At 67.7% G+C, this 26,784-nt stretch carries 25 protein-coding genes and 1 tRNA gene; 10 read left to right on the top strand and 16 right to left on the bottom strand.

Translation table 11 applies throughout. The features are described 5' to 3' along the window. Positions 1-16: 16 nt before the first annotated feature. On the bottom strand, positions 17-688 hold the full coding sequence (locus tag ACG01O_RS18545) for a histidine phosphatase family protein (RefSeq protein ID WP_394386886.1): 672 nt from the start codon (positions 686-688) through the stop codon (positions 17-19). Between the two features lie 52 nt (positions 689-740). Here ACG01O_RS18545 and ACG01O_RS18540 point away from each other — a divergent pair, with 52 nt between their 5' ends. The 3 genes from ACG01O_RS18540 to ACG01O_RS18530 are packed head-to-tail and all read left to right on the top strand — an operon-like array spanning position 741 to position 3,205. Next, complete coding sequence (locus ACG01O_RS18540) at positions 741-1,196, top strand: GNAT family N-acetyltransferase (protein ID WP_394386885.1); 456 nt, start codon at positions 741-743, stop codon at positions 1,194-1,196. Further along, the gene (locus ACG01O_RS18535) at positions 1,189-1,848 is read left to right on the top strand and encodes an alpha/beta hydrolase (protein WP_394386884.1); all 660 of its coding nucleotides are present in this window, start codon (positions 1,189-1,191) and stop codon (positions 1,846-1,848) included. The genes ACG01O_RS18540 and ACG01O_RS18535 overlap by 8 nt, the downstream gene beginning before the upstream one ends. A gap of 58 nt (positions 1,849-1,906) precedes the next feature. Then, on the top strand, positions 1,907-3,205 hold the full coding sequence (locus ACG01O_RS18530) for a hypothetical protein (protein WP_394386883.1): 1,299 nt from the start codon (positions 1,907-1,909) through the stop codon (positions 3,203-3,205). On the opposite strand, the gene ACG01O_RS18525 is transcribed toward ACG01O_RS18530, so the two are convergent. Continuing rightward, the gene (locus ACG01O_RS18525; RefSeq protein WP_394386882.1) at positions 3,195-4,109 is read right to left on the bottom strand and encodes a LysR family transcriptional regulator; all 915 of its coding nucleotides are present in this window, start codon (positions 4,107-4,109) and stop codon (positions 3,195-3,197) included. The genes ACG01O_RS18530 and ACG01O_RS18525 overlap by 11 nt on opposite strands. A gap of 106 nt (positions 4,110-4,215) precedes the next feature. Here ACG01O_RS18525 and ACG01O_RS18520 point away from each other — a divergent pair, with 106 nt between their 5' ends. Continuing rightward, complete coding sequence (locus tag ACG01O_RS18520; RefSeq protein WP_394386881.1) at positions 4,216-5,115, top strand: MBL fold metallo-hydrolase; 900 nt, start codon at positions 4,216-4,218, stop codon at positions 5,113-5,115. Positions 5,116-5,132: 17 nt separating this feature from the next. Here the strand turns inward: ACG01O_RS18520 and ACG01O_RS18515 are convergent, their stop codons facing one another. From ACG01O_RS18515 to secA, 6 genes are all read right to left on the bottom strand, one after another. After that, positions 5,133-5,570: a GNAT family N-acetyltransferase gene (locus tag ACG01O_RS18515; RefSeq protein ID WP_394386880.1), complete on the bottom strand. Its 438-nt coding sequence runs from the start codon at positions 5,568-5,570 to the stop codon at positions 5,133-5,135. 73 nt (positions 5,571-5,643) lie between these two features. After that, positions 5,644-7,773 carry a prolyl oligopeptidase family serine peptidase gene (locus ACG01O_RS18510; RefSeq protein ID WP_394386879.1) on the bottom strand — a complete coding sequence of 710 codons (2,130 nt, stop codon included), beginning with the start codon at positions 7,771-7,773 and terminating at the stop codon, positions 5,644-5,646. A gap of 145 nt (positions 7,774-7,918) precedes the next feature. Continuing rightward, a complete protein-coding gene (gene argJ / locus ACG01O_RS18505; protein WP_394386878.1) occupies positions 7,919-9,148 on the bottom strand; it encodes a bifunctional glutamate N-acetyltransferase/amino-acid acetyltransferase ArgJ in 1,230 nt (409 codons plus the stop codon). 141 nt (positions 9,149-9,289) lie between these two features. Next, positions 9,290-10,000 (bottom strand): PEP-CTERM sorting domain-containing protein, encoded by a 711-nt coding sequence (locus ACG01O_RS18500; protein WP_394386877.1) that lies wholly within the window; start codon positions 9,998-10,000, stop codon positions 9,290-9,292. A 33-nt stretch (positions 10,001-10,033) separates the two neighbouring features. Then, on the bottom strand, positions 10,034-10,537 hold the full coding sequence (locus ACG01O_RS18495; protein ID WP_394386876.1) for a hypothetical protein: 504 nt from the start codon (positions 10,535-10,537) through the stop codon (positions 10,034-10,036). 162 nt (positions 10,538-10,699) lie between these two features. Beyond that, entirely contained in the window at positions 10,700-13,444 is a 2,745-nt protein-coding gene (gene secA, locus ACG01O_RS18490; protein ID WP_394386875.1) for a preprotein translocase subunit SecA, read from the bottom strand. Here secA and ACG01O_RS18485 point away from each other — a divergent pair. After that, positions 13,434-13,943: a DciA family protein gene (locus ACG01O_RS18485; RefSeq protein WP_394386874.1), complete on the top strand. Its 510-nt coding sequence runs from the start codon at positions 13,434-13,436 to the stop codon at positions 13,941-13,943. The genes secA and ACG01O_RS18485 overlap by 11 nt on opposite strands. Before the next feature lie 33 nt (positions 13,944-13,976). Here ACG01O_RS18485 and ACG01O_RS18480 read toward each other — a convergent pair. The 6 genes from ACG01O_RS18480 to petA all read right to left on the bottom strand — a co-directional run bounded on the left by ACG01O_RS18480 (position 13,977) and on the right by petA (position 18,144). Then, a tRNA-Thr gene (locus tag ACG01O_RS18480) sits at positions 13,977-14,052 on the bottom strand. Positions 14,053-14,077: 25 nt separating this feature from the next. Continuing rightward, a complete protein-coding gene (locus ACG01O_RS18475; protein ID WP_394386873.1) occupies positions 14,078-14,575 on the bottom strand; it encodes a ClpXP protease specificity-enhancing factor in 498 nt (165 codons plus the stop codon). Further along, positions 14,575-15,192, bottom strand: coding sequence for a glutathione S-transferase N-terminal domain-containing protein (locus tag ACG01O_RS18470; RefSeq protein WP_394386872.1), 618 nt, complete (start codon positions 15,190-15,192; stop codon positions 14,575-14,577). Before ACG01O_RS18470 ends, ACG01O_RS18475 begins: the two co-directional genes overlap by 1 nt. Positions 15,193-15,331: 139 nt before the next feature. Beyond that, on the bottom strand, positions 15,332-16,102 hold the full coding sequence (locus ACG01O_RS18465) for a cytochrome c1 (RefSeq protein ID WP_394386871.1): 771 nt from the start codon (positions 16,100-16,102) through the stop codon (positions 15,332-15,334). A 20-nt stretch (positions 16,103-16,122) separates the two neighbouring features. Next, complete coding sequence (locus tag ACG01O_RS18460) at positions 16,123-17,529, bottom strand: cytochrome b (RefSeq protein ID WP_394386870.1); 1,407 nt, start codon at positions 17,527-17,529, stop codon at positions 16,123-16,125. A gap of 18 nt (positions 17,530-17,547) precedes the next feature. Beyond that, positions 17,548-18,144 (bottom strand): ubiquinol-cytochrome c reductase iron-sulfur subunit, encoded by a 597-nt coding sequence (gene petA, locus ACG01O_RS18455; protein ID WP_394386869.1) that lies wholly within the window; start codon positions 18,142-18,144, stop codon positions 17,548-17,550. Between the two features lie 177 nt (positions 18,145-18,321). Here petA and mscL point away from each other — a divergent pair, with 177 nt between their 5' ends. Then, entirely contained in the window at positions 18,322-18,747 is a 426-nt protein-coding gene (gene mscL, locus ACG01O_RS18450; protein WP_394386918.1) for a large conductance mechanosensitive channel protein MscL, read from the top strand. Positions 18,748-18,880: 133 nt separating this feature from the next. Further along, positions 18,881-21,298 carry a DUF1631 family protein gene (locus ACG01O_RS18445; protein ID WP_394386868.1) on the top strand — a complete coding sequence of 806 codons (2,418 nt, stop codon included), beginning with the start codon at positions 18,881-18,883 and terminating at the stop codon, positions 21,296-21,298. A gap of 12 nt (positions 21,299-21,310) precedes the next feature. Here ACG01O_RS18445 and pdxA read toward each other — a convergent pair whose 3' ends face one another. Beyond that, entirely contained in the window at positions 21,311-22,321 is a 1,011-nt protein-coding gene (gene pdxA / locus ACG01O_RS18440) for a 4-hydroxythreonine-4-phosphate dehydrogenase PdxA (RefSeq protein ID WP_394386867.1), read from the bottom strand. A 66-nt stretch (positions 22,322-22,387) separates the two neighbouring features. On the opposite strand from pdxA, the gene ACG01O_RS18435 reads away from it, so the two are divergent. The 3 genes from ACG01O_RS18435 to ACG01O_RS18425 are packed head-to-tail and all read left to right on the top strand — an operon-like array spanning position 22,388 to position 26,001. Continuing rightward, a complete protein-coding gene (locus ACG01O_RS18435; protein WP_419964630.1) occupies positions 22,388-24,235 on the top strand; it encodes a DUF885 domain-containing protein in 1,848 nt (615 codons plus the stop codon). Further along, positions 24,232-25,170 (top strand): DUF2817 domain-containing protein, encoded by a 939-nt coding sequence (locus tag ACG01O_RS18430; RefSeq protein WP_394386865.1) that lies wholly within the window; start codon positions 24,232-24,234, stop codon positions 25,168-25,170. Before ACG01O_RS18435 ends, ACG01O_RS18430 begins: the two co-directional genes overlap by 4 nt. A gap of 45 nt (positions 25,171-25,215) precedes the next feature. Continuing rightward, positions 25,216-26,001, top strand: a complete 786-nt coding sequence (locus ACG01O_RS18425) for a hypothetical protein (protein ID WP_394386864.1) — start codon at positions 25,216-25,218, stop codon at positions 25,999-26,001. Between the two features lie 20 nt (positions 26,002-26,021). On the opposite strand, the gene ACG01O_RS18420 is transcribed toward ACG01O_RS18425, so the two are convergent. Beyond that, positions 26,022-26,768 (bottom strand): Nif3-like dinuclear metal center hexameric protein, encoded by a 747-nt coding sequence (locus ACG01O_RS18420; protein ID WP_394386863.1) that lies wholly within the window; start codon positions 26,766-26,768, stop codon positions 26,022-26,024. Positions 26,769-26,784: the final 16 nt, after the last annotated feature.

Raw genomic sequence — 26,784 nt, 5'->3', positions numbered from 1 at the left:
ACAGCGGCCCAACGCGTTAGGCGTGGGTGATCAGGGCGCGCGTGTCCGCCGTGTCCAGATGCGGCAGCGTGTTGAACGTGACCAGGTGGTGCCGCTTGGGGTTGAACACGAACTCCGTCACCGACGCATTGCGGATGCGCAGGTTCAGCTCCACCACGGTGTCAGCCGGGGTGGCCAGCACCTGGCCCACTGCGGTGGAGATGGGGCCGCCGCTGGAAACGATGAGCACCTGCCGGCCCACACCCACGGCGCGGGCGCGGTCCAGCGCGTCGGCCACGCCGGCGGCGAACGCCGCGTGCGAGGGCATGCCCTCGGGCTGGGTCTCGCCGGCCATCCAGGCCAGCAGCCCTTGGCGCAGCAGGCGGAAGTGCTGTTTCACCGCCTCGGCATCCGTGGGGCGGGCCAGCGGCTCGGGGTGAATGGCGCGCACTACGGCTTCGCTGTCGTACTCGTTCAAGCCGGGCAAGGCCACGGCGGGCAGGTCCTGCCCCAGGCCCTCCACGATGCCGGCCAGCGACTGCGCATGGCGCTTGAGCGTGCCGGTGAAGACCGCATCGAACCGCTGACCGCGCTCGCGCCAGTAGGCGCCGAGGTGGCGGCATTGCGCGTGGCCGGTGGGGCTGAGCTGGTCGTAATCGGCCGCGCCGAAACTGGCCTGGCCGTGGCGAACAAGGTAGAGGCTTCCCATGCCGCGCATGATGGCAAGCCGGCCGCCCCGGCGCTGTCGCGACAATGACGCCATGACCCTGCGAATTGCCACCCGCGACGACACGGCCGAACTCTGGCGCGTGCGATATGCAGTCACCGAGAACACCCTCACCCCCGGGCGCATCTCCGACGCCGAACTGCACGCCTACCTCGAGACCTACGGCCGCGGCTGGGTGGTGGAGTTGTCGCCCCACCCGAACCTGAAGATCGCCGGCTTTGCGATTGGCGACGCGCGCGACGGCCACATCTGGGCCATGTTCGTGGACCCGGCATTGCACGGCCAGGGCTACGGCCGCCAGTTGCACGAGGTGATGGTGGACTGGCTGTTCAGCTTGGGCCACACCCGGTTGGACCTGGGCACCGAGCCCGGCTCGCGGGCGGAAGCCTTTTACCGCCGCGCCGGCTGGACGCCGACCGGCGACGCCCCGGACGCCTACGGCGACCGGCCGTTTGAACTGCGCATCGAACACTGGAAGCGCCATGCTTGACACCCACATCATCGACACCGGCCCCAACCCGCGCACGACACTGATCGTGCTGCACGGCCTGGGGGCCGATGGCTACGACTTCGTGCCCATCTGTGGCGAACTGGACCTGAGCCGGCTGGGCGCCGTGCGCTTCATCTTTCCGCACGCCCCCGAGCGGCCGGTCACGCTCAACGGCGGCTACGTGATGCGGGCCTGGTACGACATCCTCGGCCCCTACCCCGCCCCGGGCGAGGACGAAGCCGGGCTGCGCGCCTCGCAAGCTGCCATTGCCGGTTTGATCAATGCCGAGCGGGCGCGCGGCGTGGCGGCCGAGCGCATCGTGGTGATGGGGTTCTCGCAAGGCTGTGCCATGGCGTTGATGACCGCGCTGCGCTACCCCGAGCGGCTGGGCGGCGCGGTGGGCCTGTCGGGCTACCTGCCGCTGGCCGCCCACACGGCAGTCGAGCGCGCCCCGGCCAACGCGGCGCTACCGCTGTTCATGGCGCATGGCACGCAAGACACGGTGGTGGTGCCGGCCCGCGGCGCGGCCAGCCGCGATGCCCTGCGCACGCTGGGCCACCCGGTGGCCTGGCACGCGTACCCGATGCCGCATTCGGTCTGCGCCGAGGAAATTGCGGACCTGAATGCGTGGCTGTTGACGCAACTGGCTTGATTTCAACGTGCTGTTCGCCCCGCTTGGGGCGGCGGCACTGAGGCAAGATCAAGCAGTCATGGAGCGCCTGGCCCAACAGATCGTCGACTGGCACAACCGCCACCCGCTGGCGCGCCGCATCACCCTGGACGCCGTTCACACGGTGGGCGTGGTGGCGTTGCCGTTCGTGCGGGCCTCGGCCCAGCCGGGCGGCCTGGTGGAACCGGTGCTGACCGACGCCGTCAGCGCGTTCGACGAGCTGGCCGGCTCGCCGCCGGTGTCGCGCGGCGCGGTGTGGCTGCAGCGGCTCAAGGGCCTGGCCGGCCGCGTGCCGCGGCTGCTGGGGCGCGCGCCTCGCACGCAGTGGCGCGCGTTCAGCGAAAAATTCCTGCCCGGCTTGAGCCCGGCCCAGGTGGAGCGGTTTGCGCTGGCGTTCGGCTTCACCGAGCCGCCAGCCGCGCCGGAAAGCCAGCCCTGGCGCGTGATCGTCATCGACGAAAAACTGGCCGCCCGCCACAGCGGTTGGCCGTTTGAGCTGTACCTGATGACGGCCGGCATCGACGTCGGCAAGCGCCGCACCCGCGTGATTGCGGGTCGGGGCATCCCGTCGCAAATCGCCGGGCGCCGGCTGCTGGACATGCGCCGCGTGGCGGCAGCCGCCGCCGTGGTGCTGGGCCTGACCGGCGCGGCCGCCGCCCTGCTGTGGCCCAAGGCCACGCCGGTGCCGGTGGAGCCCGCCCCGGTGGCCACCGCGCCCGCTGAAGCCGCCAGTGCGGCCGCGTCTGCCGCCCTGCCGGCCGAAGCGGCGAGCGGTGCCGCCAGCAGCGCAGACCCCGGCGCCTCCACCCCGGTCAGCGAGGCTGCGGCCCACGCCGGTGCTGCATCGGCCGCTGATGCACCGGCCTCGGCCGCCCCCGTGGCCGCCGCCAGCGCGCCCGACCCCGATGCCCCGCCGCCCGACATCCGCCCCCGCCTGGTGGAGCGGGCCGACGGCGTGAAGCGCCCGCCCATGCTGTCCAGCAAGCCCGCCGAGCCGGCGGAAGCGCCTGACAAACGCGGCGGCGACGCCCAACGCGGCGCCGAGCGGCCGGCCGGGCCGGACCCGAGCCTGGCCCGCATGGCCAAGACCCCGGACAAGGCCGTGGTGGCGCTGGTGGGCCCGCCCGGCAGCAAAGCCGAGGCCGAAGCCCTGCTCAAGAAGATGCAGGCCGGCCTGGCGGGTGTGCACGCCAACCCCGAGAGCTTGCAGGGCGACGTGATCCAGACGCCGGACGGCTGGCGCGCCACGGTGTGGCCGTTCCAGACCCGCGAGCAGGCGCAGCTGATCAACGCCACGCTGATCGCGCGCGGCTACAAGACCCGCGCCGTCAACTTCTAGCAGCCGCGTCGGCCTGGGCCAGCGCCGCCCCCAGGCGCTCGGCCAGTGCGTCCAGCAGCAGGCGAAGCGCCAGCGGCTGGTACTGGCGCGACAGGTACACGCCGTGCACGCCGTGGGATTCGGGTTCGCAGTCGGGCAGCACGCGCCGCAACCGGCCCGCTCGCAGGTCGTCGGCCACCAGGTAGCTGGGCAGGATGGCCAGCCCCGCGCCAGCCAGGGCCGCGCTGCGCATCACGGCAGCATCGTTGCTTTGCAGCACCGCGCGCACCGGCACGCGCAGCCATTCGCCCTGGTGCTGCAACGCGTAGTCGGTGCGGTTGACGTAGGCATGCGTGACGCAGCGGTGCTGCCGCAGGTCCGCCGGCACGGCCAAGGCCGGCGCCGACGCCAGGTAGGCCGGTGCTGCGCACAGCACCGAAGCAAAACGCCCCAGGGGCCGGGCCACGAGGCCGGGGTCGAGCTGGTTGCTGATGCGCACGGCCAGGTCGATGCGCTCTTCCACCAGGTTCACCGCCCGCTCCACCACCACCAGTTCCACCTCGCAAGCCGGGTGCTGGGCCAGGAACTCGGCCACCGCTGCGGCCAGGCAGGCTTGGGCGAGCGACGCGCTGGCCGTGACGCGCAAGCGGCCTCGGGCCTGCTGCTGCGGTGCGCCGGCGGCAGCCTCGGCCTCGCGGGCCAGGTCCAGCATCTGGCGGGCCCGCAGCAGCGCGGCACTGCCCGCCTCGGTCAGACTCACCCGCCGGGTGGTGCGCTGCAGCAGCCGCGCGCCCAGCCAGGTTTCCACATGCTCCAGGTAGCGCGACACCATGGCGCGCGACATGCCCAGCGCCTCGGCCGCCTGCGTCAGGCTGCCGCGCTCGGCCACCTCCACCAACACCTGCAGGGCCCGCAGTCGATCCACGATTTGCTCGATTCAGTAGACAAAGCAAACACTCTATCGATGTTTATCTTCAATTCGCGCATCAATACAGTGACTTCACCGACCCACTCGCGATGAAAGACACACCATGAACGCCTTGAAGACCCTGCGCCGCCTGGCCCTGCCGCTGGCCACCCTCGCCTTGCACGCCAACGACGCCAACGCCCAAACGAGCGCCCTGGCCCCCGCACCGCTGCAGTTGACCGTCTACAACGCCGACGCCGGTAGCTTCCACGTGAACGCCGTGCTGGTGACCGGCCAGACGGACGCCGTGCTGCTGGACACCGGCTTCACCCGCGCCGACGCGCTGCGCCTTGCCGCGCTGGTGCTGGACAGCAAGAAGACGCTTAGAACCATTTACATCAGCCAGGCCGACCCCGACTTCTACTTCGGCGCCGCCGTGCTGAAAGCGCAGTTCCCGCAGGCCCGCCTGGTGGCCACCGCGCCCACGGTCCAGAAGATGCAGGCCACGCTGGCCACCAAGCTGCAGGTGTGGGGCCCGCGCCTGGGCGCCAACGCACCGCAGCAGGTGCCGATGCCCGAGGTGCTGGACACGCCGGTGATCGAGCTGGAAGGCCAGCGGCTGGAAGTGCGCGGGCTGGACGGCGCCCTGCCGGGCCGCAGCTATGTGTGGGTGCCGTCGCTTCGCACGGTGGCCGGCGGCGTGAACGTGTTTGCTGGCCTGCACGTGTGGACGGCCGACACGCAGACCGCCGCCGAGCGTGCCGCATGGCGCACCACGCTGGAGGGCATGGCGGCGTTGCAGCCGGCCCGCGTCATTCCCGGCCACAGCCGCGCCGGCACGCCGCAAGACGCCAGCCTGCTGCGCTGGACGCAGGACTACCTGACACGCTTCGAGGCCGAACTGCCCAAGGCGGCGAACGCGGCCGCACTGATCGGCACGATGCAGACCGCCTACCCCGATGCAGGGCTGGGCATCGCCCTGGACATCGGCGCCAAGGTGAACAAGGGCGAGATGAAGTGGTGAACGCCGCCTGAGCCGGCTCAGGCCGGCCGGCGGATGACGAAGGCGCGCTTGTCGCCGCTGTCAAAGCCGCAGCGCTCGTAAAAGGCCCACACCGCGGGGTCTTTGCGGCTGGTGGTCAGCACCACCTTGTAGGCGCCCATCGTCCAGGCCTGCGCGATGGCGTGCCGGATGACGGCCTGGCCATGGCCGCGGCCGCGGTGGGCCGCATCCGTCACGACGTTCTCGATGACGCCGTAGGACCGCCCGCCACGCGTGAGGTTGGGAATCACGGCGAGGTTGCAGCTCGCGATGAGCTGCGCCCCCTCAAACACGCCGAAGTGGCGCAGGCCCGGGTGCCGGAACACCGCCTGCACCGCCTCGGGGGACGGCGGCGCATCGCCCGCGTTCAGGTGCTGGTACAGCGACACGAGGGCGTCGACCTCGTCGATGCCCAGGTCACGCAAGGTGGTGTTCATGGGCGACAGGCCGCGCACCGGGCCGCCCTCAGCCGGACTGCCAAGCGATGCCGGACGAGAGCCTGCCTCACCTTCACTTCACCTCAAGCTTCATGGTGTTCGCAAAGAACGCCAGGATGTCGCTGCGCTCCTCGATGATCTTGGAGGTGGGCTTGCCCGCGCCGTGGCCTGCGTTGGTTTCGATGCGGATCAGCTTGGGCGCCGGGCCGGTTTCCGCGGCCTGCAGCGTGGCGGCGTACTTGAAGCTGTGCGCGGGCACGACACGGTCGTCGTGGTCGCCGGTGGTCACCATCACGGCCGGGTAGTTCACGCCGCTCTTGATGTTGTGCACCGGCGAGTAGGCCAGCAGCGCCTTGAACATCTCGGGGCTGTCTTTGCTGGTGCCGTAGTCGGTGGCCCAGGCCCAGCCGATGGTGAAGTTCTGGTAGCGCAGCATGTCCATCACGCCCACCTGCGGCACCGCAGCGGCGAACAGGTCCGGCCGCTGGTTGGTGACCGCGCCCACCAGCAGGCCGCCGTTGGAGCCGCCGTTGATGGCCAGCGTGGCGGGGCTGGCGATCTTGTTCTTGACCAGCCACTCGGCCGCGGCGATGAAGTCGTCGAACACGTTCTGCTTCTTGAGCTTGGTGCCGGCCTCGTGCCAGGCCGAGCCGTACTCGCCGCCACCGCGGATGGAGGCCATCACGTACACGCCGCCCATCTTGAGCCAGGTGGCCGCCGTCACGCCGTAGGCCGGCGTGATGGACACGTCGAAGCCGCCGTAGCCGTACAGGATGGTCGGGTTGCTGCCGTCGAGCTTCAGGCCCTTCTTGGCGGCGATGAAGATCGGAAAGCGCGTGCCGTCCTTGCTGGTGACGAACTCGCGGCGCGTCTCGAACTCGTCGGTGTTGAACGCCGTCTTGGGTTCCTTGAAGGCCGAGACCTTGCCGGTCTTGACGTCAAAGCGGTAGATGGACGCCGGGGTGGTCAGGCTGGTGTAGCTGAAGAAGGTCTCGGCAGCGTTCCAGTGGCCGCCGAAGCCGCCGGCCGTGCCCACGCCCGGCAGCTTCACGTCCGACAGCGCCTTGCCGTCGGCGGCGTGCACACGCACCAGCGTGGCGGCGTCGTGCAGGTAGCTCAGCAGGAATCGGCCGCCCACAGCGGAGGCGCCGGTCATGGCGTCCGGCCCTTCGGCCACCAGCGTCTTCCAGCCGGCGGGGGCGGGGTTCTTCAGGTCCACCGAAATCAGCTTGCCACGCGGCGCGCCCTTGTCGGTCTTGACGATGAGACGCTGACCCACGGTGACCACCGGCACGTACTGCGCGTCGAAGTCCAGCGAAATCGCCTGCGGCTTGCCACCCGCGAAAGCGCCCTTGGGCAGCGGCAGCACCATCAGGCCGTTCTTGCTGCCAGCACTCTTCCAGACCGTGACCAGCAGGTGCTGACCGTCGTCGGACACGCCGGCGCCGAAGCCCCATTCCTTGTCGTCCCGGTTTTCCAGCACCAGCACGTCGTCGGCCTGCGCCGTGCCCAGGCGGTGGTAGTAGAGCTTTTGGAAGTAGTTGGCGCCCTTGAGCGCCTCGCCGGCCTTGGGGGCGTCGTAACGGGCGTAGAAGAAGCCTTTGCCATCGGCCGTCCAGGCGGCGCTGCTGAACTTCACCCACTCGATGGTGTCCGGCAGGTCTTGCCCGGTGGCCAGGTCGCGCACCTTCCAGGTCTGCCAGTCGGAGCCCGCGCCGGCCACACCATAGGCCAGCAGCTTGCCGTCACGCGAGGGCACCACGCCACTCAGCGCCACGGTGCCGTCCTTGCTCATGGCGTTGGGGTCCAGCGCCACTTGCGGGGTGTCGGTCAGCGACTTGGCCGTGTACAGCACGTTCTGCTGCTGCAGGCCGTCGTTGCGCGTCCAGAAATAGCGGCCGCCTTCCCGGAACGGGATGCCGAAGCGCTCGAAGTTGTACAGCTCGGTGTAGATGCGGCGCGCCGGCAGGCGCTGCGGCATGGCCGCCAGGAACTGGTCAGTGACCTGGTTTTGCTGGACGACCCAGGCCTTGGTGTCGGCGGCGTTGTCGTCTTCCAGCCAGCGGTAGGGGTCGGCCACGGCGGTGCCGTGGTAGGTGTCCACCTGATCGACCTTGCGGGTGGCCGGGTAGCTGAGGCCTTGGGCCTGCGCGCCCGTCGACAGGACCGCAGCCAGCGTGAGTGCAGAGAGGGTGAGCTTCATGACACAGCGTCCACGTTTTTTGATGGCGCGCATTGTCAGGGCCACCTCACGGCGCGCCGATGGTCACGCAGGGTTTCACCCAGCCGCCCCGCCGGCACCGGCCGCGGGGCGCCTCGTTGGCCGCGTGCTGCACCCGCGCGCAGGCTCAGCTGCGGTAGTCGGCGTTGATGCTGACGTAGTCGTGGCTCAGGTCGCAGGTCCAGACCGTGGCACTGGCCGTACCGCGGTTCAGGCCCACGCGGATGGTGATCTCGGCCTGCTTCATCACGCGCTGGCCCTCTTCTTCGCGGTAGCTGGGCAGGCGGCCGCCCTGGCGCACCACGGCCACGTCGTCCAGGTCCAGGTCGATCAAGCCCTGGTCCAGGTCGGTGATGCCGGCATAGCCCACGGCGGCCAGGATGCGGCCCAGGTTCGGGTCGCTGGCGAAGAACGCGGTCTTGACCAGCGGCGAGTGCGCAATGGCGTAGGCCGCCAGCTGGCATTCGGCCTCGGTGCGGCCGCCTTCGATCGTGATGGCAATGAACTTGGTCGCGCCCTCGCCGTCGCGCACGATGGCCTGGGCCAGTTCCTGCGCCAGCGAAATCAGCGCGGTGCGCAGGGCCTGGGCCTCGGCGCTGTCCAGCGAGGTGATCTCGGCGTGCGCGGCCTGTCGGCTCGCGATCAGCATGAAGCAGTCGTTGGTGGAGGTATCACCATCGATGGTGATGCGGTTGAACGACGCATCGGCCGCTTCCTTCACCAGGGGCTGCAACAGGGCCGGGGCGATGCGCGCATCGGTGGCGATGAAGCCCAGCATCGTGGCCATGTTCGGCCGGATCATGCCGGCGCCCTTGGAGATGCCCGTCAGCGTGACCGGCACGCCGCCGATCTCGATGCGGCGCGAGGCAGCCTTGGGCAAGGTGTCGGTGGTCATGATGCCGGCGGCGGCTTCGCCCCAGGCGTTGCTCTGCAGGGCAGCAAGTGCGGCCGGCAGGCCGGCGGTGATGCGGTCCACCGGCAGGGTTTCCATGATCACACCGGTGGAGAACGGCAGGATCTGCTCGGGCGCGCAGCCCATCAGGCCGGCCAGGGCCTCGCAGGTTTGGCGGGCCCGCGCCAGGCCGTCGGCCCCCGTGCCGGCGTTGGCATTGCCGGTGTTGATCAGCAACGCGCGCACCGCCGAGCCGCCGGCCAGATGCGCGCGGCACAGCTGCACCGGCGCGGCGCAGAAGCGGTTGGTGGTGAACACCCCGGCCACGGCAGCGCCGTCGTCGAGCGCAATGACGGTCAGGTCCCGCCGGTTGGCCTTGCGCACGCCGGCCATCGTCACGCCAAGGCGCACGCCCGGCACGGGCAACAGGGTGGAAGGATCGGGGGCAGACAGGTTGACGGGCATGGCGCGATCAAAAAATGGGACAAAACAGCGCGCGGATTGTAGGAAGCGACCCGCACCGCAGCGCCGCCTCCTCCGGGTGGGCGGCCAGAAAAAACAAAAGGCTCCCGAAGGAGCCTTTCGTTGCAGCCCGAAGGCTGGCGTTCAGCGCGCCGAACGGCGACGGGCCTTCAAGCCCACCACACCCAAACCGGCCAGCAGCAGGGCGTAGGTTTCGGGTTCCGGAACCGGAGTGACGTTGGGCGTGACAGCGGCCAGAGGCGTGGCTGTGATCAGATCCTGCCGGGTCGCGTTCGTCAGCTTGACCAGGCCGTACTGCGCAGCACCGGTGTAGCCGGCCGCAGCAGCCAGGAAACTGTTGGCCAAATTGGCCACGGCGTCTTGCTCAGACTGGGAGTTCAGCTGATTGCTGGTGCCCATCAAGAAAAACTTACCGTCGGCGGCGTTCAACGTGCCCGAGGTCTCGCGCACGATTTCCCACACCGCAACTTGGAAGGCCGCCTTGTCGGTGTAGCTGGCCAGCTTGGCGTACTCCGTGGAGTACAGACCTTGCAGCAGCTTGGATTGCGTGCCAGTGAAGCTGTCCACTGTATAAGTCAACGAGACGCCTGCGCGCCCATTGCTCTGCTCCGGCTCGATGCAAAACGCCAGGAAGCTCGCACCGCCCACATACGAGTAGCTGAGGGCTGACGTGGCGAAATTCGACACAACGGGCCCCGCGCCCAGGTTCAAGTCCTTCGCGCTGAGCTTGATGGCAGCGTTATCCAGACCGCCAAACTGCACATCCACCGTCGCCGCGGACGCGGGCGACAGGGCGAGGGCCAAAACACCGGCGGCAAAAACTGCGTACTTCATGATCAATCCTGTGATGCAGCGGGGACGCAAAGCTCAGTCAGCGCGACGACGCAGGCGGGTCGCGCCAACGCCAGCCAGAGCCAAAGCAGCCAAGGCCAAGGACTGGGGTTCCGGCAGTTCGACCGAAGCCTGAACTCCATCGCCCAGCTTGTCCGCATAGGTCACACCCGTCACGACGAGGGTCCACTGACCGGCCGACAGATTCACGGTCGGCATGGCCCACTGCTCGACGCCGTCGAACTGGCTCCAATCAATGCCCAAGGTCTCCGTCCAGTTGATCTGGACATTGCCCTGCTTCAGCAAGACCGACTGCACATCCACGAACGGCGAGCCACCCAGGGCGCCCACCGTGAACAGCGAACCGCCCACCCAGGTGTTGGCATCCAGCGTGAAGTCCGCCGTCTTGGTGAAAGATGTGCCCCAACCACCGGTGGCGTCTTGCAGGCCCGTGGCCGTCAGCACCGGCAGCACGCCCGCTTGGGCGCCGCCCATGGCGAGCGAGGTGAACAGCGCCAGAGCGCTCAGCAGCTTTTTCATTGGTCTTCCCAACTGACGTATTTGTAGGTTCAGGGCGAAGTTCGACCTGAGGACTTCACTCTAGGGGGGTGCAGCCTGCGGCGCCATCCCCCGACTGCGGGCTTCAGGGCAGGCGGTGTCGGCCTGCCACGACACCGCGCGGCCGGCCCGAGGCTCAGCCGATCAGGCCAGCTTGCCGTGGCAGAGCTTGAACTTCTTGCCGCTGCCGCAGGGGCAGGGGTCGTTGCGCCCGATGTGGCCGAACTGTTCCATCAAGGTCGCCGGGTCGACGTCCTGGCTGATGGAGCCGTCTTCGTTCGGATGCTGGTAGGTCACGTTGGACACAGATTCCGCGCGGCGCTCCATGGCCTCGGCGGCCTGGGCGGCCTCTTCCTGGCTTTGGATGCGCACGTTCATCAGCGTGCGGGTGACTTCCATCTTCACCAGGTCCAGCAGTTGCGAGAACAGCTCGAACGCTTCGCGCTTGTATTCCTGCTTGGGGTTCTTCTGGGCGTAGCCGCGCAGGTGGATGCCCTGGCGCAGGTAGTCCAGCGCGGCGAGGTGCTCGCGCCAGCGCTGGTCGATGCTCTGCAGCAGCACCATGCGCATGAACGGGTTGAACTGGTCGATGCCCACGCGGTCCAGCTTGGCCTGGAACTGCTCATCGCCCGCCTTGATGACCGCCGCAAGGATGTCTTCATCGGTGATGGAGTCGCTCTGCTTGACCATGTCGACCAAGCCGATCGGCACCTGCCACTCCGTCTGCAGCACCTGCTCCAGGCCGGCCAAGTCCCACTGCTCTTCCAGGCTCTCGGCCGGCACATAGGTCCGCACAACGTCGGTGAGCGTGGACTCGCGCAGCGAGGCCATCTGAGCCAACAGGCTTTCAGCTTCGAGGATGTCGTTGCGCTGCTGGTAGATGACCTTGCGCTGGTCGTTCGACACGTCGTCGTATTCCAGCAGCTGCTTGCGGATGTCGAAGTTGCGCGCCTCGACCTTGCGCTGGGCGCCTTCGATGCTGCGCGTGACGATGCCTGCCTCGATGGCTTCGCCTTCGGGCATCTTGAGGCGGTCCATGATGGCGCGCACGCGCTCGCCAGCAAAGATGCGCATCAGCTGGTCGTCCAGCGACAGGTAGAAGCGCGAGGAGCCTGGGTCGCCCTGGCGGCCAGCGCGACCGCGAAGCTGGTTGTCGATGCGGCGGCTTTCATGCCGCTCGGTGGCGATGATGCGCAGGCCGCCTTCGGCACGCACCTTCTCGTGCAGGCCTTGCCACTCGTCCTTCAGTTGCTGAATGCGTGCGGCCTTATCAGCGTCCGGGATGGACGCGTCCGCCTCGATGAACTGGATCTGCTTCTCGACGTTGCCCCCCAGCACGATGTCCGTGCCACGGCCGGCCATGTTGGTGGCGATGGTGATGACGCCCGGACGTCCCGCCTGGGCGACGATTTGCGCCTCCTTCTCGTGCTGCTTGGCGTTGAGCACGTTGTGCGGCAGCTTGGCTTGCGTCAGCAGCTTGGAGATCAGCTCCGAGTTCTCGATGGACGTCGTGCCCACCAGCACCGGTTGGCCGCGCTCGTGGCAGGCGCGGATGTCGGCGATGACGGCGTTGTACTTTTCCTTGTCGGTCTTGTAGACCAGGTCCAGTTCGTCCTTGCGGATGGTCGGACGGTTCGGCGGGATGACGACGGTCTCCAGCCCGTAGATTTCCTGGAACTCGTAGGCCTCGGTGTCGGCCGTGCCCGTCATGCCAGACAGCTTGCCGTACATGCGGAAGTAGTTCTGGAAGGTGATCGAGGCCATCGTCTGGTTCTCGGCCTGGATCTGCACGCCTTCCTTGGCCTCCACGGCCTGGTGCAGGCCGTCACTCCAGCGGCGACCGCTCATCAGGCGGCCGGTGAACTCGTCGACGATGACGACTTCGCCGTTCTGGACCACGTAGTGCTGGTCACGGTTGTAGACATGGTGGGCCCGCAGCGCTGCATTCAAGTGATGCATCAGCGTGATGTTGGCCGCGTCGTACAGGCTCGCGCCCTCGGCGATCAGGCCCGCCTCGGTCAGCAGCGCCTCGGCCACTTCGTGGCCGTCTTCGGTCAGGTGGATCTGGTGGCTCTTCTCGTCCACCGTGAAGTCGCCCGGCTCGATGACGCCTTCGCCCGTGCGCGGGTCGAGCTCGCCAATCTGCTTCTTCAGCTTGGGCACCACGGCGTTGATGCGCAGGTAGACGTCGGTGTGATCGTCGGCCTGGCCCGAGATGATCAGCGGCGTGCGCGCCTCGTCGATCAGGATGGAGTCCACCTCGTCGACGATGGCGTAGGCCAAGCCGCGCTGCACGCGGTCGGCCGTCTCGTAGACCATGTTGTCGCGCAGGTAGTCGAAGCCGTACTCGTTGTTGGTGCCGTAGGTCACGTCCGCGGCGTAGGCCGCCTGCTTTTCCTCGCGCGGCATTTGCGGCAGGTTGATGCCCACTGTCAGCCCGAGGAAGTTGTACAGCTTGGCCATCCATTCGGCGTCACGACGTGCGAGGTAGTCGTTCACCGTCACCACGTGCACGCCCTTGCCGGTCAGTGCATTCAGGTAGACCGGCAGCGTGGCCATCAGCGTCTTGCCTTCGCCGGTGCGCATTTCGGCGATCTTGCCGGCGTTGAGCACCATGCCGCCGATCAGCTGCACGTCGAAGTGGCGCATCTTCAGCGCCCGCTTGCCGCCCTCGCGGCAGACCGCAAAGGCCTCAGGCAGCACATCGTCCACCGTGGCACCAGCGGCAATGCGCGCCTTGAAATCAGCCGTCTGCGCGCGGAGCTCGTCGTCCGTCATCGCCTCGTACTTCGGCTCCATCGCATTGATTTGCTGCACGATGCGGCGGTACTGCTTGAGCAGTCGCTCGTTGCGGCTACCGAAAATCGAGGTGAGAAGCTTGGGCAACATGCTGCGAAGGAGTGGTACGGTCGACGTGAGCCGGGCGGCTCGGACGCTGGAATCTGAGGACGTTGCGCAACATCGCAAGGCAGGTATTGCCCTGATGCGCAAAGCCGGGCAGTTTAGCAGCGCCTCCCGTGAGCCTTTCCGGGGGGCTCATTACACTGACGGCATGGCGTCAGGACCCAATTTTTTGCCCGCACGTGTGCGGACCAGCGTGCCCGCCCCAACGCCGCTGTCGCAGGCACTGCAATCGCACGCCGGTCTGCGGGCCTTGACTGAACGCTTGCAAGCGTCGGAACGGCGGCTGGCGCTGATTCGTCGGGCCATGCCCGGCACGCTGTCGCCACACATCGAAGCAGGCCCCTTGGACGAGGAGTGCTGGACCGTGCTCGTCGCCAACGCGGCCGTGGCAGCCAAGCTGCGGCAACTGCTGCCGCGGCTCGAGTCGGCACTGAACCAGGCCGGCTATCCGCAGCGCATGCGAATCAAACTGAAGCAGGCATGAAAAAACCCGCTGCGCAGTGCAGCGGGTTTCGTTTGGTGCCGGCTATCGGATTCGAACTGATGACCTACCGCTTACAAGGCGGTTGCTCTACCAACTGAGCTAAGCCGGCGTCATTGGCGCCGCATTCTAGGCGGTCATTTGACCCGTTTCAGCGAAGGACGAGCGCCACCGGTGCTGGGCGGCTCGGGCGGCGGCTCATTCTCACCTTCGGTCGGGCGCTCCGGCGCGAGGCGAAGCCCGGCTTTGACGGGTGCAGGCGCTGCCGCCGGCTCCGCCGCATCGGTCACGGGCTCCGGCGCGGGGAAGGCCATGCCTTGCCCGTTCTCGCGAGCGTAAATGGCCACCACGTGATCCACGGGCACCACGATCTCGCGCGCCACCCCACCGAATCGCGCCTTGAACTGGACGAATTCGTTGCCCAACTCGAGACCACTCGTCGCATCGAAACCGATGTTCAGCACGATTTCGTTGTTCGAGACGTACTCCATCGGCACCTGCACCGAGCGGTCAACGTGCACCGCGATGTAGGGCGTGAATCCGTTGTCGGTGCACCAATCGTGCAGCGCACGGATCAGGTAAGGGCGGGTGGACGTGCCACCCGCCGAGCCCCCAGAAGCCGAGGTGGCGTCCATCAGCGGCGCATCACCTTTTCCGAGGGCGTCAGCGCCTCGATGTACGCCGGGCGGCTGAAGATTCGCTCGGCGTACTTCAGCAGCGGCAGCGCATTCTTGGACATGTCGATGCCGTAGTAGTCCAGGCGCCACAGCAGCGGGGCGATGGCCACGTCGAGCATCGAGAAGTCGTCGCCCAGCATGTACTTGTTCTTCAGGAAGATGGGCGCGAGTTGCGTCAGGCGATCGCGGATTTGGGCGCGGGCCTTCTCCAACTGCTTGTCCGTCGCCTTGGTCGTCATGCCGCGGCCTTCCAGCACGTTCACGTGAGCGAACAACTCCTTCTCGAAGTTCAGCAGGAACAAGCGCACACGGGCACGGGCCACCGGGTCGCCGGGCATCAACTGCGGATGCGGGAAGCGCTCGTCGATGTACTCGTTGATGATGTGCGACTCGTACAGGATGAGATCGCGCTCAACGAGGATGGGCACCTCGTTGTACGGGTTCATCAGAGCGATGTCTTCGGGCTTCGCGAACAGGTCGACGTCGCGGATTTCGAAGTCCATGCCTTTCTCGAACAGCACGAACCGGCAGCGGTGCGAGTAGGGGTCGGTGGTACCGGAGTAAAGGACCATCATGGCTTGGGCTCCCGAGGGGTCAATCAATCAAAAACGCGCGACACGTGGGTCGCGCTGAAAAAGCAAACGCAGTGGGTGGCCGTCAGCGCGCCCCACTGCGTGATTCGGCATCGCGAACGCGACGCCGGAACTTGCACGGTTACTTCACGTCCTTCCAGTACGACGCATTCAAGCGCCAGGCGAAGACGGTCAGGCACAGCAGGAAAATCAGCACGACCACACCCAGTTGGAAGCGCTGGGCCTGCGCCGGCTCACCCATCCACTGCAGGTAGGCCACCAGGTCGGCCACTGCATCGTCGTATTGGCGCTCTGTCAACTTTCCGGCCGAGACTTGCTCGTAACCTGCGAACACGTGCACCTTCTTTTCGTGGTCGTGCGGGTCGGCGACTTCGTCGAACTTGACTGTGCGCTGGCCTTGAAGCTCCCACAGCACATGCGGCATCGCCACGCTCGGGAACGCCCGGTTGTTCCAACCGGTCGCCTTCGTGTCGTCGCGATAGAAGCTGCGCATGTAGGTGTACAGATAGTCTGCACCCGAGCCCTTGGAACCGTCGGCCCGCGAGCGGGCGATCACGGTCAGGTCCGGGGGGTTCGCACCGAACCAGGCCTTGGCGTCCTTGGCATCGATGCTCACCTTCATGGTCTCACCAACCTTGTCGGCGGCGAACAGCAGGTTGTTCTTGATGTCGGCTTCGGTCAGGCCGATGTCGCGCATGCGGTTGTAGCGCATGAAAGCCGCGGCGTGGCAGTTCAGGCAGTAGTTGACGAACAGCTTGGCGCCGTTTTGCAGCGCCGCCATGTCCGACATCTTTTCCTTGGGGAACTTGTCCCATTCGATACCGCCGCTGGACGCGTTGGCAGCACCGACCAGGCTCAACGAGGCCAGCAGGATGGCGATCAGCTTTTTCATATCTGTTCTGTCTCCGCGGCTCAGTGGGCGTGGAAAGTCACACGATCAGGCACTGCCTTGGGCGTGCCCAGTCGGCTCCACCAGGGCATCAGCAGGAAGAAGCCGAAGTAGAACAGGGTGCCGACCTGCGCCACCAGGGTGCCCATGTCGCTGGGCGGCTGGATGCCCAGGTAGCCCAGCCACAGGAAGAACACGACAAACACGGCGTACACGTACTTGTGCCATTCCGGGCGATAACGGATCGACTTGACCGGGCTGTGGTCCAGCCAGGGCAGGAAGAACAGGATCACGACCGCGCCGCCCATGACGACGACGCCCCAGAACTTCGCGTCGAACACCTTGAGCAGGAAGATCAGCCCTGCAGCCGCCACCAGCAGCGCAATCTTGGCGCCACCACCGAACTTGCCCTTGAGGAAGCTCACCACGGCCGCCAGACCGATCACGCCGCACAGCACGTTGACCATCACGTCGGTCGTCGCACGCAGCATCGAGTAGAACGGCGTGAAGTACCACACCGGGGCGATGTGCGCCGGCGTCTTCAGCGGGTCGGCCGGGATAAAGTTGTTGTACTCCAGGAAGTAGCCACCCAGCTCCGGTGCGAAGAAGATGATGGCAGTGAACACCATCAGGAACAGGCACACGCCGTAGATGTCGTGCACCGTGTAGAACGGGTGGAACGGCACGCCGTCCAGCGGCTTGCCTTGCGCGTTCTTCGGGCCCTTCTTGATCTCGACGCCGTCCGGGTTGTTCGAACCCACATCGTGCAGCGCCAGCAAGTGCGCCACCACCAGACCCAACAGCACCAGCGGCACGGCGATGACGTGGAAGCTGAAGAAGCGGTTCAGCGTGGCGTCGCCCACCACGTAGTCGCCGCGGATCATCAGTGCCAGATCCGGACCGACAAACGGCACCGCGGCGAACAGGTTCACGATCACCTGAGCACCCCAGTAAGACATCTGGCCCCAGGGCAGCAGGTAGCCCATGAAGGCTTCAGCCATCAGGCACAGGAAGATCGCGCAGCCAAAGATCCAGACCAGTTCGCGCGGCTTGCGGTAGCTGCCGTAGATAAGGCCACGGAACATGTGCAGGTAAACGACGACGAAGAACGCCGACGCACCCGTGCTGTGCATGTAGCGGATCAGCCAGCCCCAGGGCACATCACGCATGATGTACTCCACCGACGCGAATGCGAGGGCGGCGTCCGGCTTGTAGTGCATCACCAGGAAGATGCCGGTGACGATCTGGATCACCAGCACCAACAGGGCCAGCGAACCGAAGATGTACCACCAGTTGAAATTCTTCGGCGCGTAGTACTCCGACATGTGGACCTTGTAGGCGTCGAACGCGGTCGGGAACCGGTTCTCCAACCAGGTCATGGTCTTCACGCCAACCGAGGCGCCTGCGGGAGCTTCTTTGAATTCAGCCATGTCTCGTCCCGTTTCCTGTTAGGCCTTCTTGTCCTCGCCGATCAGCAGCTTGGCGTCGGAGAGATACATGTGGGGGGGCACTTCGAGGTTGTCCGGCGCGGGCTTGTTCTTGAACACACGGCCAGCCATGTCGAACGTGGAGCCGTGGCAAGGGCACAGGAAGCCGCCCGTCCAGTCGTCCGGCAGCGACGGCTGCGGGCCCGAAGCGAACTTGTCGCTGGGCGAGCAACCGAGGTGAGAGCAAATACCCACCGCCACGAAATACTCGGGCTTGATCGAGCGGTGACCGTTCTTGGCGTAATCCGGCGTCGGGTACGCCTTGCGATCGGAATTCGGATCGGCCAGCTGGGCGTCGTTCTTCTTGAGGGCCTCGACCTGCTCGGCCGTCCGACGGACGATCCACACGGGCTTGCCGCGCCATTCGACGGTGAGCTTTTCACCGGGCTTGATGCCGGAGATGTCGACCTCGACGGGGGCGCCGGCAGCCTTGGCGCGCTCGCTCGGCGCAAACGTGCTGACGAAAGGCACAGCGGTCGCGACACCGCCCACGGCGCCAGCGCAGCCGGTTGCAATCAACCAGGTACGCTTGCCTTGGTCCACTTGCTGGTCACTCATGAGGGTCCTCTAAAGAGACTTCTGATCAGGGGCAACTCGGGATTCTAGCGGACGCCAATCGGCGGGCAGCCCGGTCCCGCGTACGGCTGGACACAGGTTTACCCGCCTTCAACCCCTCGCAGCTTGGCGCGAACATGCAGAATTTGGGACTTCGATAGCGCTAACCGGGAGGAACGGATGAGCTTCTTTTCAGAATTCAAAGAATTTGCAGTCAAAGGCAACGTGGTCGACTTGGCCGTCGGTGTGATCATCGGCGGCGCGTTCGGCAAGATCGTCGACTCCTTGGTGGGCGACGTGATCATGCCGGTGGTCAGCAAGGTGTTCGGCGGGCTGGATTTCAGCAATTACTTCATCCCGCTGGCCGGGCAAACCGCCACCACGCTGGCAGAAGCCAAAAAGGAAGGCGCTGTGCTCGCCTACGGAAGCTTCATCACCGTGTCCTTGAACTTCATGATCCTGGCCTTCGTCATCTTCCTGATGATCAAGCAGATCAACCGCCTGAAGCGCGCACCGGACGCCGCGCCGGCCGCCCCCGCCGAGCCGCCCCCGACGCCGGAAGACATCCAATTGCTCCGCGAAATCCGGGATTCGCTGAAGCGCTAAGCTGCCGGATGGACTGACCGCCCGGTAAGCAATGGTTACCGGGCTTTTTTTTGCCACCAAGTTGGCGCGCCTGCAAAGCCTGTCGCTCGACCCAAGCGCGATACTTTGAAAGCTGTTTGCGCTGGTTTTATCAATGAACGCGCCCGAGATCCGCCTGAACCCGCACCTGGAAGCCTCCCTCACCCGCATTCGCATTGCGGGCGAGCAGGCGGCGGAGCGCTGTGCGGAAGGCTTGGGGCTGTCCGCGCTGTCAGCCGGCGAGATCAAGCGCCGCGACGCCCTGCTGGCCGCGCAATTCGTGTTCCGCCAGCAGCAAGGCGTGTTTTCGCAGCGGTTCGTGCAAAGCCTGCGCCGCCAGGTGGCGGCCGAGCAGGGTGATGACAAGCCCGCGGCGGCGGCGCCGGCCCGCAAGGAATGGGGTGAGTTGTCGTTGATGGACGACGACCAGGTCGACAACCTGGTGGCGGCAGACCGCATCGGGCTGGCCATTGGCCACCACTGCGAGTGGGAGTTGCGCGAAGTCGAGTCGTACGTCAGCGGCATTCAGGTCGGCGAGCGCAACCCGCTGCGGCCGGAGTTGATTGCGCAAGGCCTGCTGGACGCCATCCAGAGCATCACGGACGACCCGCAAACCCGGCAGACGCTGACGGACGAACTCACCCGCGCCTTGGCCCAGGAGATGCGCGCCTGCTACGGTGACATCGCCGAGTTGCTGCGCTCGCGCGGGTTGCGCCCCCAAGACCTGCGCGTGCGCGCCACGCCGGACAGCGGCGCATCGCGCTACGGCGGCCTGGGGTCCAGCACCCAACACGGTGACCTGGACTCGGGCCACGGCAGTTTGTCGACGCGCGGCGGCTACGCCCAAACCACGCCGGGCGCGCTTGGCGGCCCGTCGCGCAGCACGGGCTTTGGCGGCGGCATGGGCGCCGGCGGGCGCGGTGGCGGCATGGGAGGCGGTGGAGGTGGCGGCGGCTTGGGGCGTGTCGAGCCGCAGATGATGGATCTGCTGCGCCGCCTGGCCTCAGCACCACCCACGTTCGACACGAGCAGCCTCGACACCACGGGCTCAGGTCGCCTGGGCGGCGACACCGTCAGCGGCGACCTCAGCACCAGCATGTGGGGCCAGATGCCGGTGCCCACCAACCTGATCCACCAGCACCGGGATGAACTGCGCCAGATGGCCACCGGCCGGCTGGATCACATGGTCATCGACGTGGTGGCCGGCCTGTTCGATCAGATCCTGGCCGACCCCAAGGTGCCGCCCCAGATGGCGCGCCTGCTCGCCCGGTTGCAGTTGCCCGTGCTGCGCGTGGCGCTGGGCGACGAAACCTTTTTCTCGTCGCGCCGCCACCCGGTGCGTCAGTTCGTCAACCGCATGGCATCGCTGGCCTGCGCGTTCGACGACTTCAGCGACGACCCCGGCCGCTCCTTCCTGGCCCACGTGCGCGACCTGGTGCAAGACGTGGCCAGCGGCGACTTCGACCGCATGGACGTTTACACGGCCAAGCTCGATGCGCTGGAAGCCTTCATCACCGAGCAGACCCGCAACACCCTGAAGGCCGCGGGTGACGCCGCCGCCGTGGTGGAGCGGCGTGAGACCGACCTGCGGCTGCAGCAGCGCTACGCCCTTCAGTTGCAGCAGCAACTGGCCAAGGTGCCGATGCAGGAGTTCCTGCGGAACTTCCTGGCGCAGGTGTGGAGCCAGGCCATCGTGCTGGCTTCGCGCGAAGGCGCACCCGAACGCGCGCTGCGCCTGCGGCAACTCGGCCGCACCCTGGTGATGAGCGTGCAGCCCAAGGGCGGCACGGCGGCGCGGGCAGACTTCCTGCGCGAGTTGCCCAACCTCATGCGCACCCTCAACGAGGGGCTGGACCTGATCCGGTGGCCCGACGCGCCGCGCAAAGACTTTTTCGGCGCCCTGCTGCCAGCCCACGCGGAATCGCTCAAGGGTCAGGCGCCCAGCGCGCTCGACACCAACCTGCTGATCAAGCAGCTGGACCAGATCTTCGGCGTCGCGCCGCCGGCGGAAGCCGACCTCGCCCGCCCTGTCGCTGGCGAAACCGCGCCCGGTGAACTGGACGCCAGCCAACGCCTGACCCCGGCCGAGGCCAAGAGCCTGGGCCTGGTGGAGGAGTCCGGCGTTGACTGGAACGGCGAGCTGGACCTGGACCTGTCAGGCAACGACGCCGAGGCCGCCGCCGCCCCGCTGACCGCGGTGGACATTTCCATCGACGGCCTGCCGCCTGCCGAAGCCCCGGTCGAGGCCGCGGCGGGTGCGTCGCTGATGGACAACCTGCAGATCGGGTTCGCCTACCAGATGCACACCGGCGAGCACTGGCAGAAGGTGCGCCTGGCGCACGTGAGCGCAGGCCGCAGCTTCTTCATCTTCACGCACGGCAGCCGCCACCAGGAAACCGTCACCATGACGGCCCGCATGTTGCGCAAGCTGTGCGAGGCCGGGCGCATGCGCGCCTACGAGCCGGCCCACCTGCTGGAGCGCGCCACCGCGCGGGCTCGCGCGCAGTTGGCGGCGCTGGGCAGCGGCCGCTAAGCCGCAGCGCGGCTAACTCGCCGCGCCGCTCAAACGGCGTGCCATATGCAGCGCGGCGTGCAGGCTGGAGGCGTCCGCCACGCCACGGCCGGCGATGTCGAATGCGGTGCCGTGATCCGGGCTGGTGCGCACGAACGGCAGACCCAGCGTCACGTTCACGCCCTGCTCCACGCCCAGGTACTTCACCGGGATGAGACCATGGTCGTGCAGCATGGCCACCACCACATCGAACTCGCCCCGCCGCGCACGCATGAAGACCGTGTCCGGTGCGAACGGGCCGCTCGCATCAATGCCTTCGGCACGGGCGTCGGCAATCGCCGGGGCAATGTGCTGCTGCTCTTCATCCCCGAACAAGCCGCCTTCGCCGGCATGGGGGTTCAAACCCGCCACTGCCACCCGGGGCGACGCCCAGCCCATGCGGCGCAGCGCGGCATCGGTGATGCGCAGGGTGTCCAGCACCGATGCGCGGGTCACCTGCTCAATGGCCTCGCGCACCGAGCAGTGGATGGTCACCAGCACGGTGCGCAGCTCGTCGTTGGCCAGCATCATGCGCACCGGCACACCCCCGGCCAGGGCTTGCAACATCTCGGTGTGACCCGGGTACACCGAGCCCGCGGCGTGCAACGCCTCCTTGTGCAAAGGCGCCGTCACCACGGCACGCCCCCGGCCCGCCTGCACACAGGCCACGGCCGCCTCGATGCACGCCACCGCCGCGGCGCCTGCGGCCGCAGACACCTGGCCCATGGGCAGCGCCGCCACATCGGCCGGCAAGCCGGGCGGTTGCCACACCGGCACGCAACGGGGCGGCACGCTGGCCACCTCGGCCGGATCGTCCAACACCGCCACCGCCAAATCGACACCCACCTGCCGCACCGCACGGCGCATCACGGCCACGTCGCCGACGACCACGGCATCGGTCGGGCGGGCTTGATGCCACAGCTTGGCAATGATTTCAGGGCCGATGCCGCAGGGGTCGCCTTGGGTCACCAACAGCGGCAGGGCTAGGGAGTTGTCCGGAGTCATGCAGCATTCTTTCATCACCCCGCAGGCCCGCTGGCAGACTGCGCGCCGGCCCATCCGGCCCCGGAGATGCACTTGCGCCAGACCCTCGCCGCCGCCCTGATCACGGGCCTGCACCTGGTGTGCGCGGCCCACACCACCGCCACACCGCCCACCCCAACCGCAACGCACAGCCAGGGCGTGCCGGCCTCCTCGCCCACGCCCGCGCCCACATCCGCCACCGCCGCGTCGCGTGCGCTGCAGGCACTGTTCGACGAAGCCTGGGACGCCGAGAGCCGCGCCCAGCCGGAATGGGCCACCGCGCGAGGCGACTTGCGCTTCAACGACCGCCTGGCTGACCGCTCCCCCGCCGCCCTGGCCGCACGCGACGCGCTGGCGCGCGACCTGCTGGCCCGTGCCCAGCGCGTGGACGCATCGCAACTGAACGACACCGACCGCACCTCGCTGGCCCTGTTCATCCAGCGCCAGCAACAGGAGGTGGCCCTGCAAGCACTGGCAGGCTGGCGCACGCTGACCTTGGGCACGCTGGGCGGCGCGCAGTCAGCGCTGGCGGGCCTCGCCCGCAACGTGCCGGTGGCCACCGAGGCCCAAGTGCGCCAGTGGCTCGCCCGCTTGGCCGCCTATCCGGCGCGGGTGGATCAGGAAATCGCCATCCTGCGCCAGGGCTTGAGCCTGGGCTGGGTCACCGCACGGCCGGTGCTGGTGCGCGCGATGGCGCAGGTCGAAGCGCAATTGCCCGACGACCCGGCCCGCAGCCCCATCCACGAACCCTTCCTGCGCCTGGGCGCCGGCCTGGACGCCACCACCAAAGCGTCGCTCCAGGCCCAGGGCTTGGCCGCGTTGCGCGAGCAGGTCTACCCCGCCCAGCGCAAGCTGCTGGCCGTGCTGCGCGACGAATTGCTGCCCAAAGCGCCCGAGAGCGGCTCGCTGTCCGGCTACCCGGGAGGCGACAAGGCCTACGAGGCGCTGATCCTGCGCCACGTCACCCTGCCGCTGGCCGCGGGCGACATCCACGCCATCGGCCTGCGGGAAGTGGCCCGCCTGCGCACAGAGATGGACAAGGTGCGCGTGGAGGCCGGGTTCGACGGCGACCTCGCGGCCTTCAAGAAGTTCCTCTACAGCGAGCCGCGCTTCTTCAACCAGTCGGGCGAGGAACTGTTGGACGGCTACCGCGCGATCGCCAAGCGCATCGACCCCGAGCTGCCCAAGCTCTTCGCGCAACTGCCACGCGCGCCCTATGGCATTCGCGGCATGCCGGCCTACACCGGCGAAGGCGCGGCCGACAACTACAACGGCCCGTCGCTGGACGGCGGCACGGCCGGCTGGTTCAACGCCAACGTCATCGCCTACAAACGCCGCCCGAAATGGGCCATGGAGACACTGGTGGCCCACGAGACGGTGCCGGGCCACCACCTGCAAATCGCGCGGCAGGTGGAGCTGGGCGACCTGCCCGCCTTCCGCCGGCAGGCGCAGTACTCGGTGTTCAGCGAGGGCTGGGCGCTGTATGCGGAAACGCTGGGCCCGCAGCTCGGCCTGTTCCGCGACCCCTACACCCGCTTTGGCCACCTGCAGGCCCAGATGTTTCGCGCCGCGCGGCTGGTGGTGGACACCGGCATCCACGCCTTGGGCTGGAGCCGCGAGCGGGCCATCGCCTACATGATCGAGCAAACCGGCCACGAGGCCGGCTTCATGACCGCCGAAGTCGACCGCTACTACGCCCAACCCGGCCAGGCGCTGAGCTACATGATGGGCAAGCTCAAGATGCTGGAGCTGCGCAGCCGCGCCGAAGCCGCTCTCGGCCCGCGCTTCGACCTGCGCCGCTTCCACAACGCGCTGCTGGACCAAGGCGCCATGCCGCTGCCCCTGCTGGACCAACGCATGCAAGCCTGGATCACCCAAGAGAAAGCCCGCCCATGAGCCTGCCCATGACGCCCACGCCCTTCTACCCTGTCGGCACGCCCGGCACCCCCTGGAACGAGGCCGACATACAGGCCTGGCGCGCCCGCCTGCCCCGGCAGCGCAGCCATGCCGACGACGTGGTGGCCGCGCTGGAGCCGCTGCGCGCCCGGTACGACATCCACCGCTACGGCGAAGTCGTGTACGACGGCCACGCCTACCCCTTGCTCGCCGTGCGCAGCCGCGACTGGCGTGACGACCAGCCGGTGCTTGTCGTCACCGGCGGCGTGCACGGCTACGAAACCAGCGGCGTGCACGGCGCGCTGGAGTTCCTGCGCGACCCCGGCGTGGCGCTGGACGGGACCAACCTGCTGGTGGTGCCCTGCGTCAGCCCCTGGGCCTACGAGCACATCCAGCGCTGGAACTTCCATGCCCTGGATCCGAACCGCAACTTCCGCGCTGACAGTGCGGCGGCCGAGTCCGCCGCGCTGGTGGCCCTGCTCGCGCCCTTGCGCGGCCACGTGCTGATGCACATCGACCTGCACGAAACCACCGACACCGACGAATCCGAGTTCCGCCCCGCGCTGGCCGCGCGTGACGGCAAGCCGTTCGAGCCGGGCGAGATCCAGGACGGTTTCTACCTCGTGGACGACATCGACCACCCGCAGCCGGCCTTCCAGCGGGCCGTCATCGACGCCGTCGCCCGCGTGACCCACATCGCGGAGCCCGACGCCCAGGGCCGCATCATCGGCGAGCCCCTGCAGTCGCCCGGCGTCATCGAGTTCCCGGTGAGCCGCTGGAACCTGTGCGCCGCCATCACCGGGGCACGCTTTGCCACCACCACCGAGGTCTACCCCGACAGCCCGCGCACCACGCCCGCGCAATGCAACGCGGCCCAGGTGGCCGCCATTCGCGCGGCCATCAACGAAGCGATGAAGCACAGGCTCACGCCTTGAGCCACACGCGAACGAGCATGACCCCTCCACTTCTCAGGAGATGCCATGTCCGATTCGCCCACGCTGCTGGTCACCGAAGCGCCCAACAACCTGCCCAGCGCCCCGACCCGCGCCGCCTGGCAGGCCCTGCCCGGCGCCGCCCCGAGGCCTTCGATGCCCCGCCGGTGCTCCATCGTCCTCCAGCCCTACTTTGACCGCCGCGCCATCCAGCAACTGCGCGATGCAGACCTGCCTCTGGCGCATGTCAACCTCGGGCCCGCCAAGCGGTGTCGCCGCGGCTTCCAACCGGGGTTGATGCAAGTGCAGCTGTTGCTGGAGCGCGGCATGTCGCAACCCGATCGGCAAGACCTGTTTCCGTACCTGGGTCCGGGCGCCGAGATCGAGGCCCGGGTCGAGGGCCTGCGCATGACGCCGGACCGGCTGCAGGCGGAGCTTGAACTCGACGTGCACGGCACGCGATTGACCGCGTTCGACGCCTACTTCACGCAGGCCCGGTCGGTGTATCGACGCGGTGAGAACTACCGGTTCGAACTCACCGCCCTGGCGCTCGAATTGGCCCCGACCGACGCCCGCGAGCAGGATCGCCTGCAACCCGCCCGCCGTGCCATCACCCGGCTGACGGCAGCAGTCCGCCAAGCCAAGCCAGGCGCCACGCAATTGCTCGGCCAGGCGCTCACCCGGCTGAAGTTGCGAACCCAGCTGGGCTCGCAAACGCTGGACCTGCCCACCTGGGCCCACCCCAGTCGGCTCGCCAGCACGGGGACGCCGCAGGCCGGTGACACCGTGGCCGGCCGCGTCTGGCTTCAAGCCCAGCTGATTGGTCCCGCCTGAGGCGGTGCGCGGCGCGCGGCTCAGGCCGGGTTCGGAATGTCGATGAACTGCCAGGTCAGGCCCAGGTCTTGCGCGACCTGGGCGCCCACGCCCTGCACGCCGTAGCGCTCGGTGGCGTGGTGGCCGGCGGCGATGAAGGCCACGCCGGTTTCGCGGGCGTAGTGGGCCTGGGGTTCGGAGATCTCGCCCGTCACGAACACATCGGCACCGGCGGCAATCGCCGCTTCGAAGTAGCCCTGCGCGCCGCCGGTGCACCAAGCCACCCGACGCACGACTCGGCCATCGCCCGGCACCACGGTCACGGTGCGCCCCAGGGTGGCCTGCAGTTGCTGGGACACCATGGAGAGATCGGTGGGGTCGACGGATGCGAGGCTGCCCAGGTTCTGCTCGCCGAACTGGCTTTCGGCGGCCCACCCCAGCTGGCGGCCGAGTTGCGCGTTGTTGCCCAATTGGGGGTGAGCATCCAGCGGCAGGTGGTAAGCCCAGAGGTTGATGTCGTGCTGCAGCAGGCGCGCCAGGCGCTGCTTCATCCAGCCGGTGACACGACCGTCTTGCCCGCGCCAAAACAGGCCGTGGTGCACGAGGATGGCGTCGGCTTTGGCCTCGATGGCCGCATCAATCAACGCCAGGCTGGCGGTGACCCCACACACCAGATGGCGCACCTCAGCGCGCCCCTCCACCTGCAAACCGTTCGGCCCATAATCTTTGAAACGCGCGGGTTCCAGCAGCCGGTTGAGGTGCAGGTCCAGCGTGTCGCGGTCGGTCATGGCGTGAAAAGGATGT

Origin of the sequence: Pelomonas baiyunensis (assembly GCF_043555935.1) — a bacterium.
GTDB lineage: Bacteria > Pseudomonadota > Gammaproteobacteria > Burkholderiales > Burkholderiaceae_C > Pelomonas > Pelomonas baiyunensis.
The sequence above is the reverse complement of the archived record's forward strand: the minus strand, read 5'-3'. Positions and strand labels throughout refer to the sequence as shown.

What these genes read in the sequence shown, in the direction of transcription:
- ACG01O_RS18545 (WP_394386886.1), bottom strand. Translation starts at nt 688, where the DNA reads ATGGGAAGCCTCTACCTTGTTCGCCACGGCCAGGCCAGTTTCGGCGCG.
- ACG01O_RS18540 (WP_394386885.1), top strand. Translation starts at nt 741, where the DNA reads ATGACCCTGCGAATTGCCACCCGCGACGACACGGCCGAACTCTGGCGC.
- ACG01O_RS18535 (WP_394386884.1), top strand. Translation starts at nt 1,189, where the DNA reads ATGCTTGACACCCACATCATCGACACCGGCCCCAACCCGCGCACGACA.
- ACG01O_RS18530 (WP_394386883.1), top strand. Translation starts at nt 1,907, where the DNA reads ATGGAGCGCCTGGCCCAACAGATCGTCGACTGGCACAACCGCCACCCG.
- ACG01O_RS18520 (WP_394386881.1), top strand. Translation starts at nt 4,216, where the DNA reads ATGAACGCCTTGAAGACCCTGCGCCGCCTGGCCCTGCCGCTGGCCACC.
- ACG01O_RS18515 (WP_394386880.1), bottom strand. Translation starts at nt 5,570, where the DNA reads ATGAACACCACCTTGCGTGACCTGGGCATCGACGAGGTCGACGCCCTC.
- ACG01O_RS18510 (WP_394386879.1), bottom strand. Translation starts at nt 7,773, where the DNA reads ATGAAGCTCACCCTCTCTGCACTCACGCTGGCTGCGGTCCTGTCGACG.
- argJ (WP_394386878.1), bottom strand. Translation starts at nt 9,148, where the DNA reads ATGCCCGTCAACCTGTCTGCCCCCGATCCTTCCACCCTGTTGCCCGTG.
- ACG01O_RS18500 (WP_394386877.1), bottom strand. Translation starts at nt 10,000, where the DNA reads ATGAAGTACGCAGTTTTTGCCGCCGGTGTTTTGGCCCTCGCCCTGTCG.
- ACG01O_RS18495 (WP_394386876.1), bottom strand. Translation starts at nt 10,537, where the DNA reads ATGAAAAAGCTGCTGAGCGCTCTGGCGCTGTTCACCTCGCTCGCCATG.
- secA (WP_394386875.1), bottom strand. Translation starts at nt 13,444, where the DNA reads ATGTTGCCCAAGCTTCTCACCTCGATTTTCGGTAGCCGCAACGAGCGA.
- ACG01O_RS18475 (WP_394386873.1), bottom strand. Translation starts at nt 14,575, where the DNA reads ATGGACGCCACCTCGGCTTCTGGGGGCTCGGCGGGTGGCACGTCCACC.
- ACG01O_RS18470 (WP_394386872.1), bottom strand. Translation starts at nt 15,192, where the DNA reads ATGATGGTCCTTTACTCCGGTACCACCGACCCCTACTCGCACCGCTGC.
- ACG01O_RS18465 (WP_394386871.1), bottom strand. Translation starts at nt 16,102, where the DNA reads ATGAAAAAGCTGATCGCCATCCTGCTGGCCTCGTTGAGCCTGGTCGGT.
- ACG01O_RS18460 (WP_394386870.1), bottom strand. Translation starts at nt 17,529, where the DNA reads ATGGCTGAATTCAAAGAAGCTCCCGCAGGCGCCTCGGTTGGCGTGAAG.
- petA (WP_394386869.1), bottom strand. Translation starts at nt 18,144, where the DNA reads ATGAGTGACCAGCAAGTGGACCAAGGCAAGCGTACCTGGTTGATTGCA.
- mscL (WP_394386918.1), top strand. Translation starts at nt 18,322, where the DNA reads ATGAGCTTCTTTTCAGAATTCAAAGAATTTGCAGTCAAAGGCAACGTG.
- ACG01O_RS18445 (WP_394386868.1), top strand. Translation starts at nt 18,881, where the DNA reads ATGAACGCGCCCGAGATCCGCCTGAACCCGCACCTGGAAGCCTCCCTC.
- pdxA (WP_394386867.1), bottom strand. Translation starts at nt 22,321, where the DNA reads ATGACTCCGGACAACTCCCTAGCCCTGCCGCTGTTGGTGACCCAAGGC.
- ACG01O_RS18435 (WP_419964630.1), top strand. Translation starts at nt 22,388, where the DNA reads ATGCACTTGCGCCAGACCCTCGCCGCCGCCCTGATCACGGGCCTGCAC.
- ACG01O_RS18430 (WP_394386865.1), top strand. Translation starts at nt 24,232, where the DNA reads ATGAGCCTGCCCATGACGCCCACGCCCTTCTACCCTGTCGGCACGCCC.
- ACG01O_RS18425 (WP_394386864.1), top strand. Translation starts at nt 25,216, where the DNA reads ATGTCCGATTCGCCCACGCTGCTGGTCACCGAAGCGCCCAACAACCTG.
- ACG01O_RS18420 (WP_394386863.1), bottom strand. Translation starts at nt 26,768, where the DNA reads ATGACCGACCGCGACACGCTGGACCTGCACCTCAACCGGCTGCTGGAA.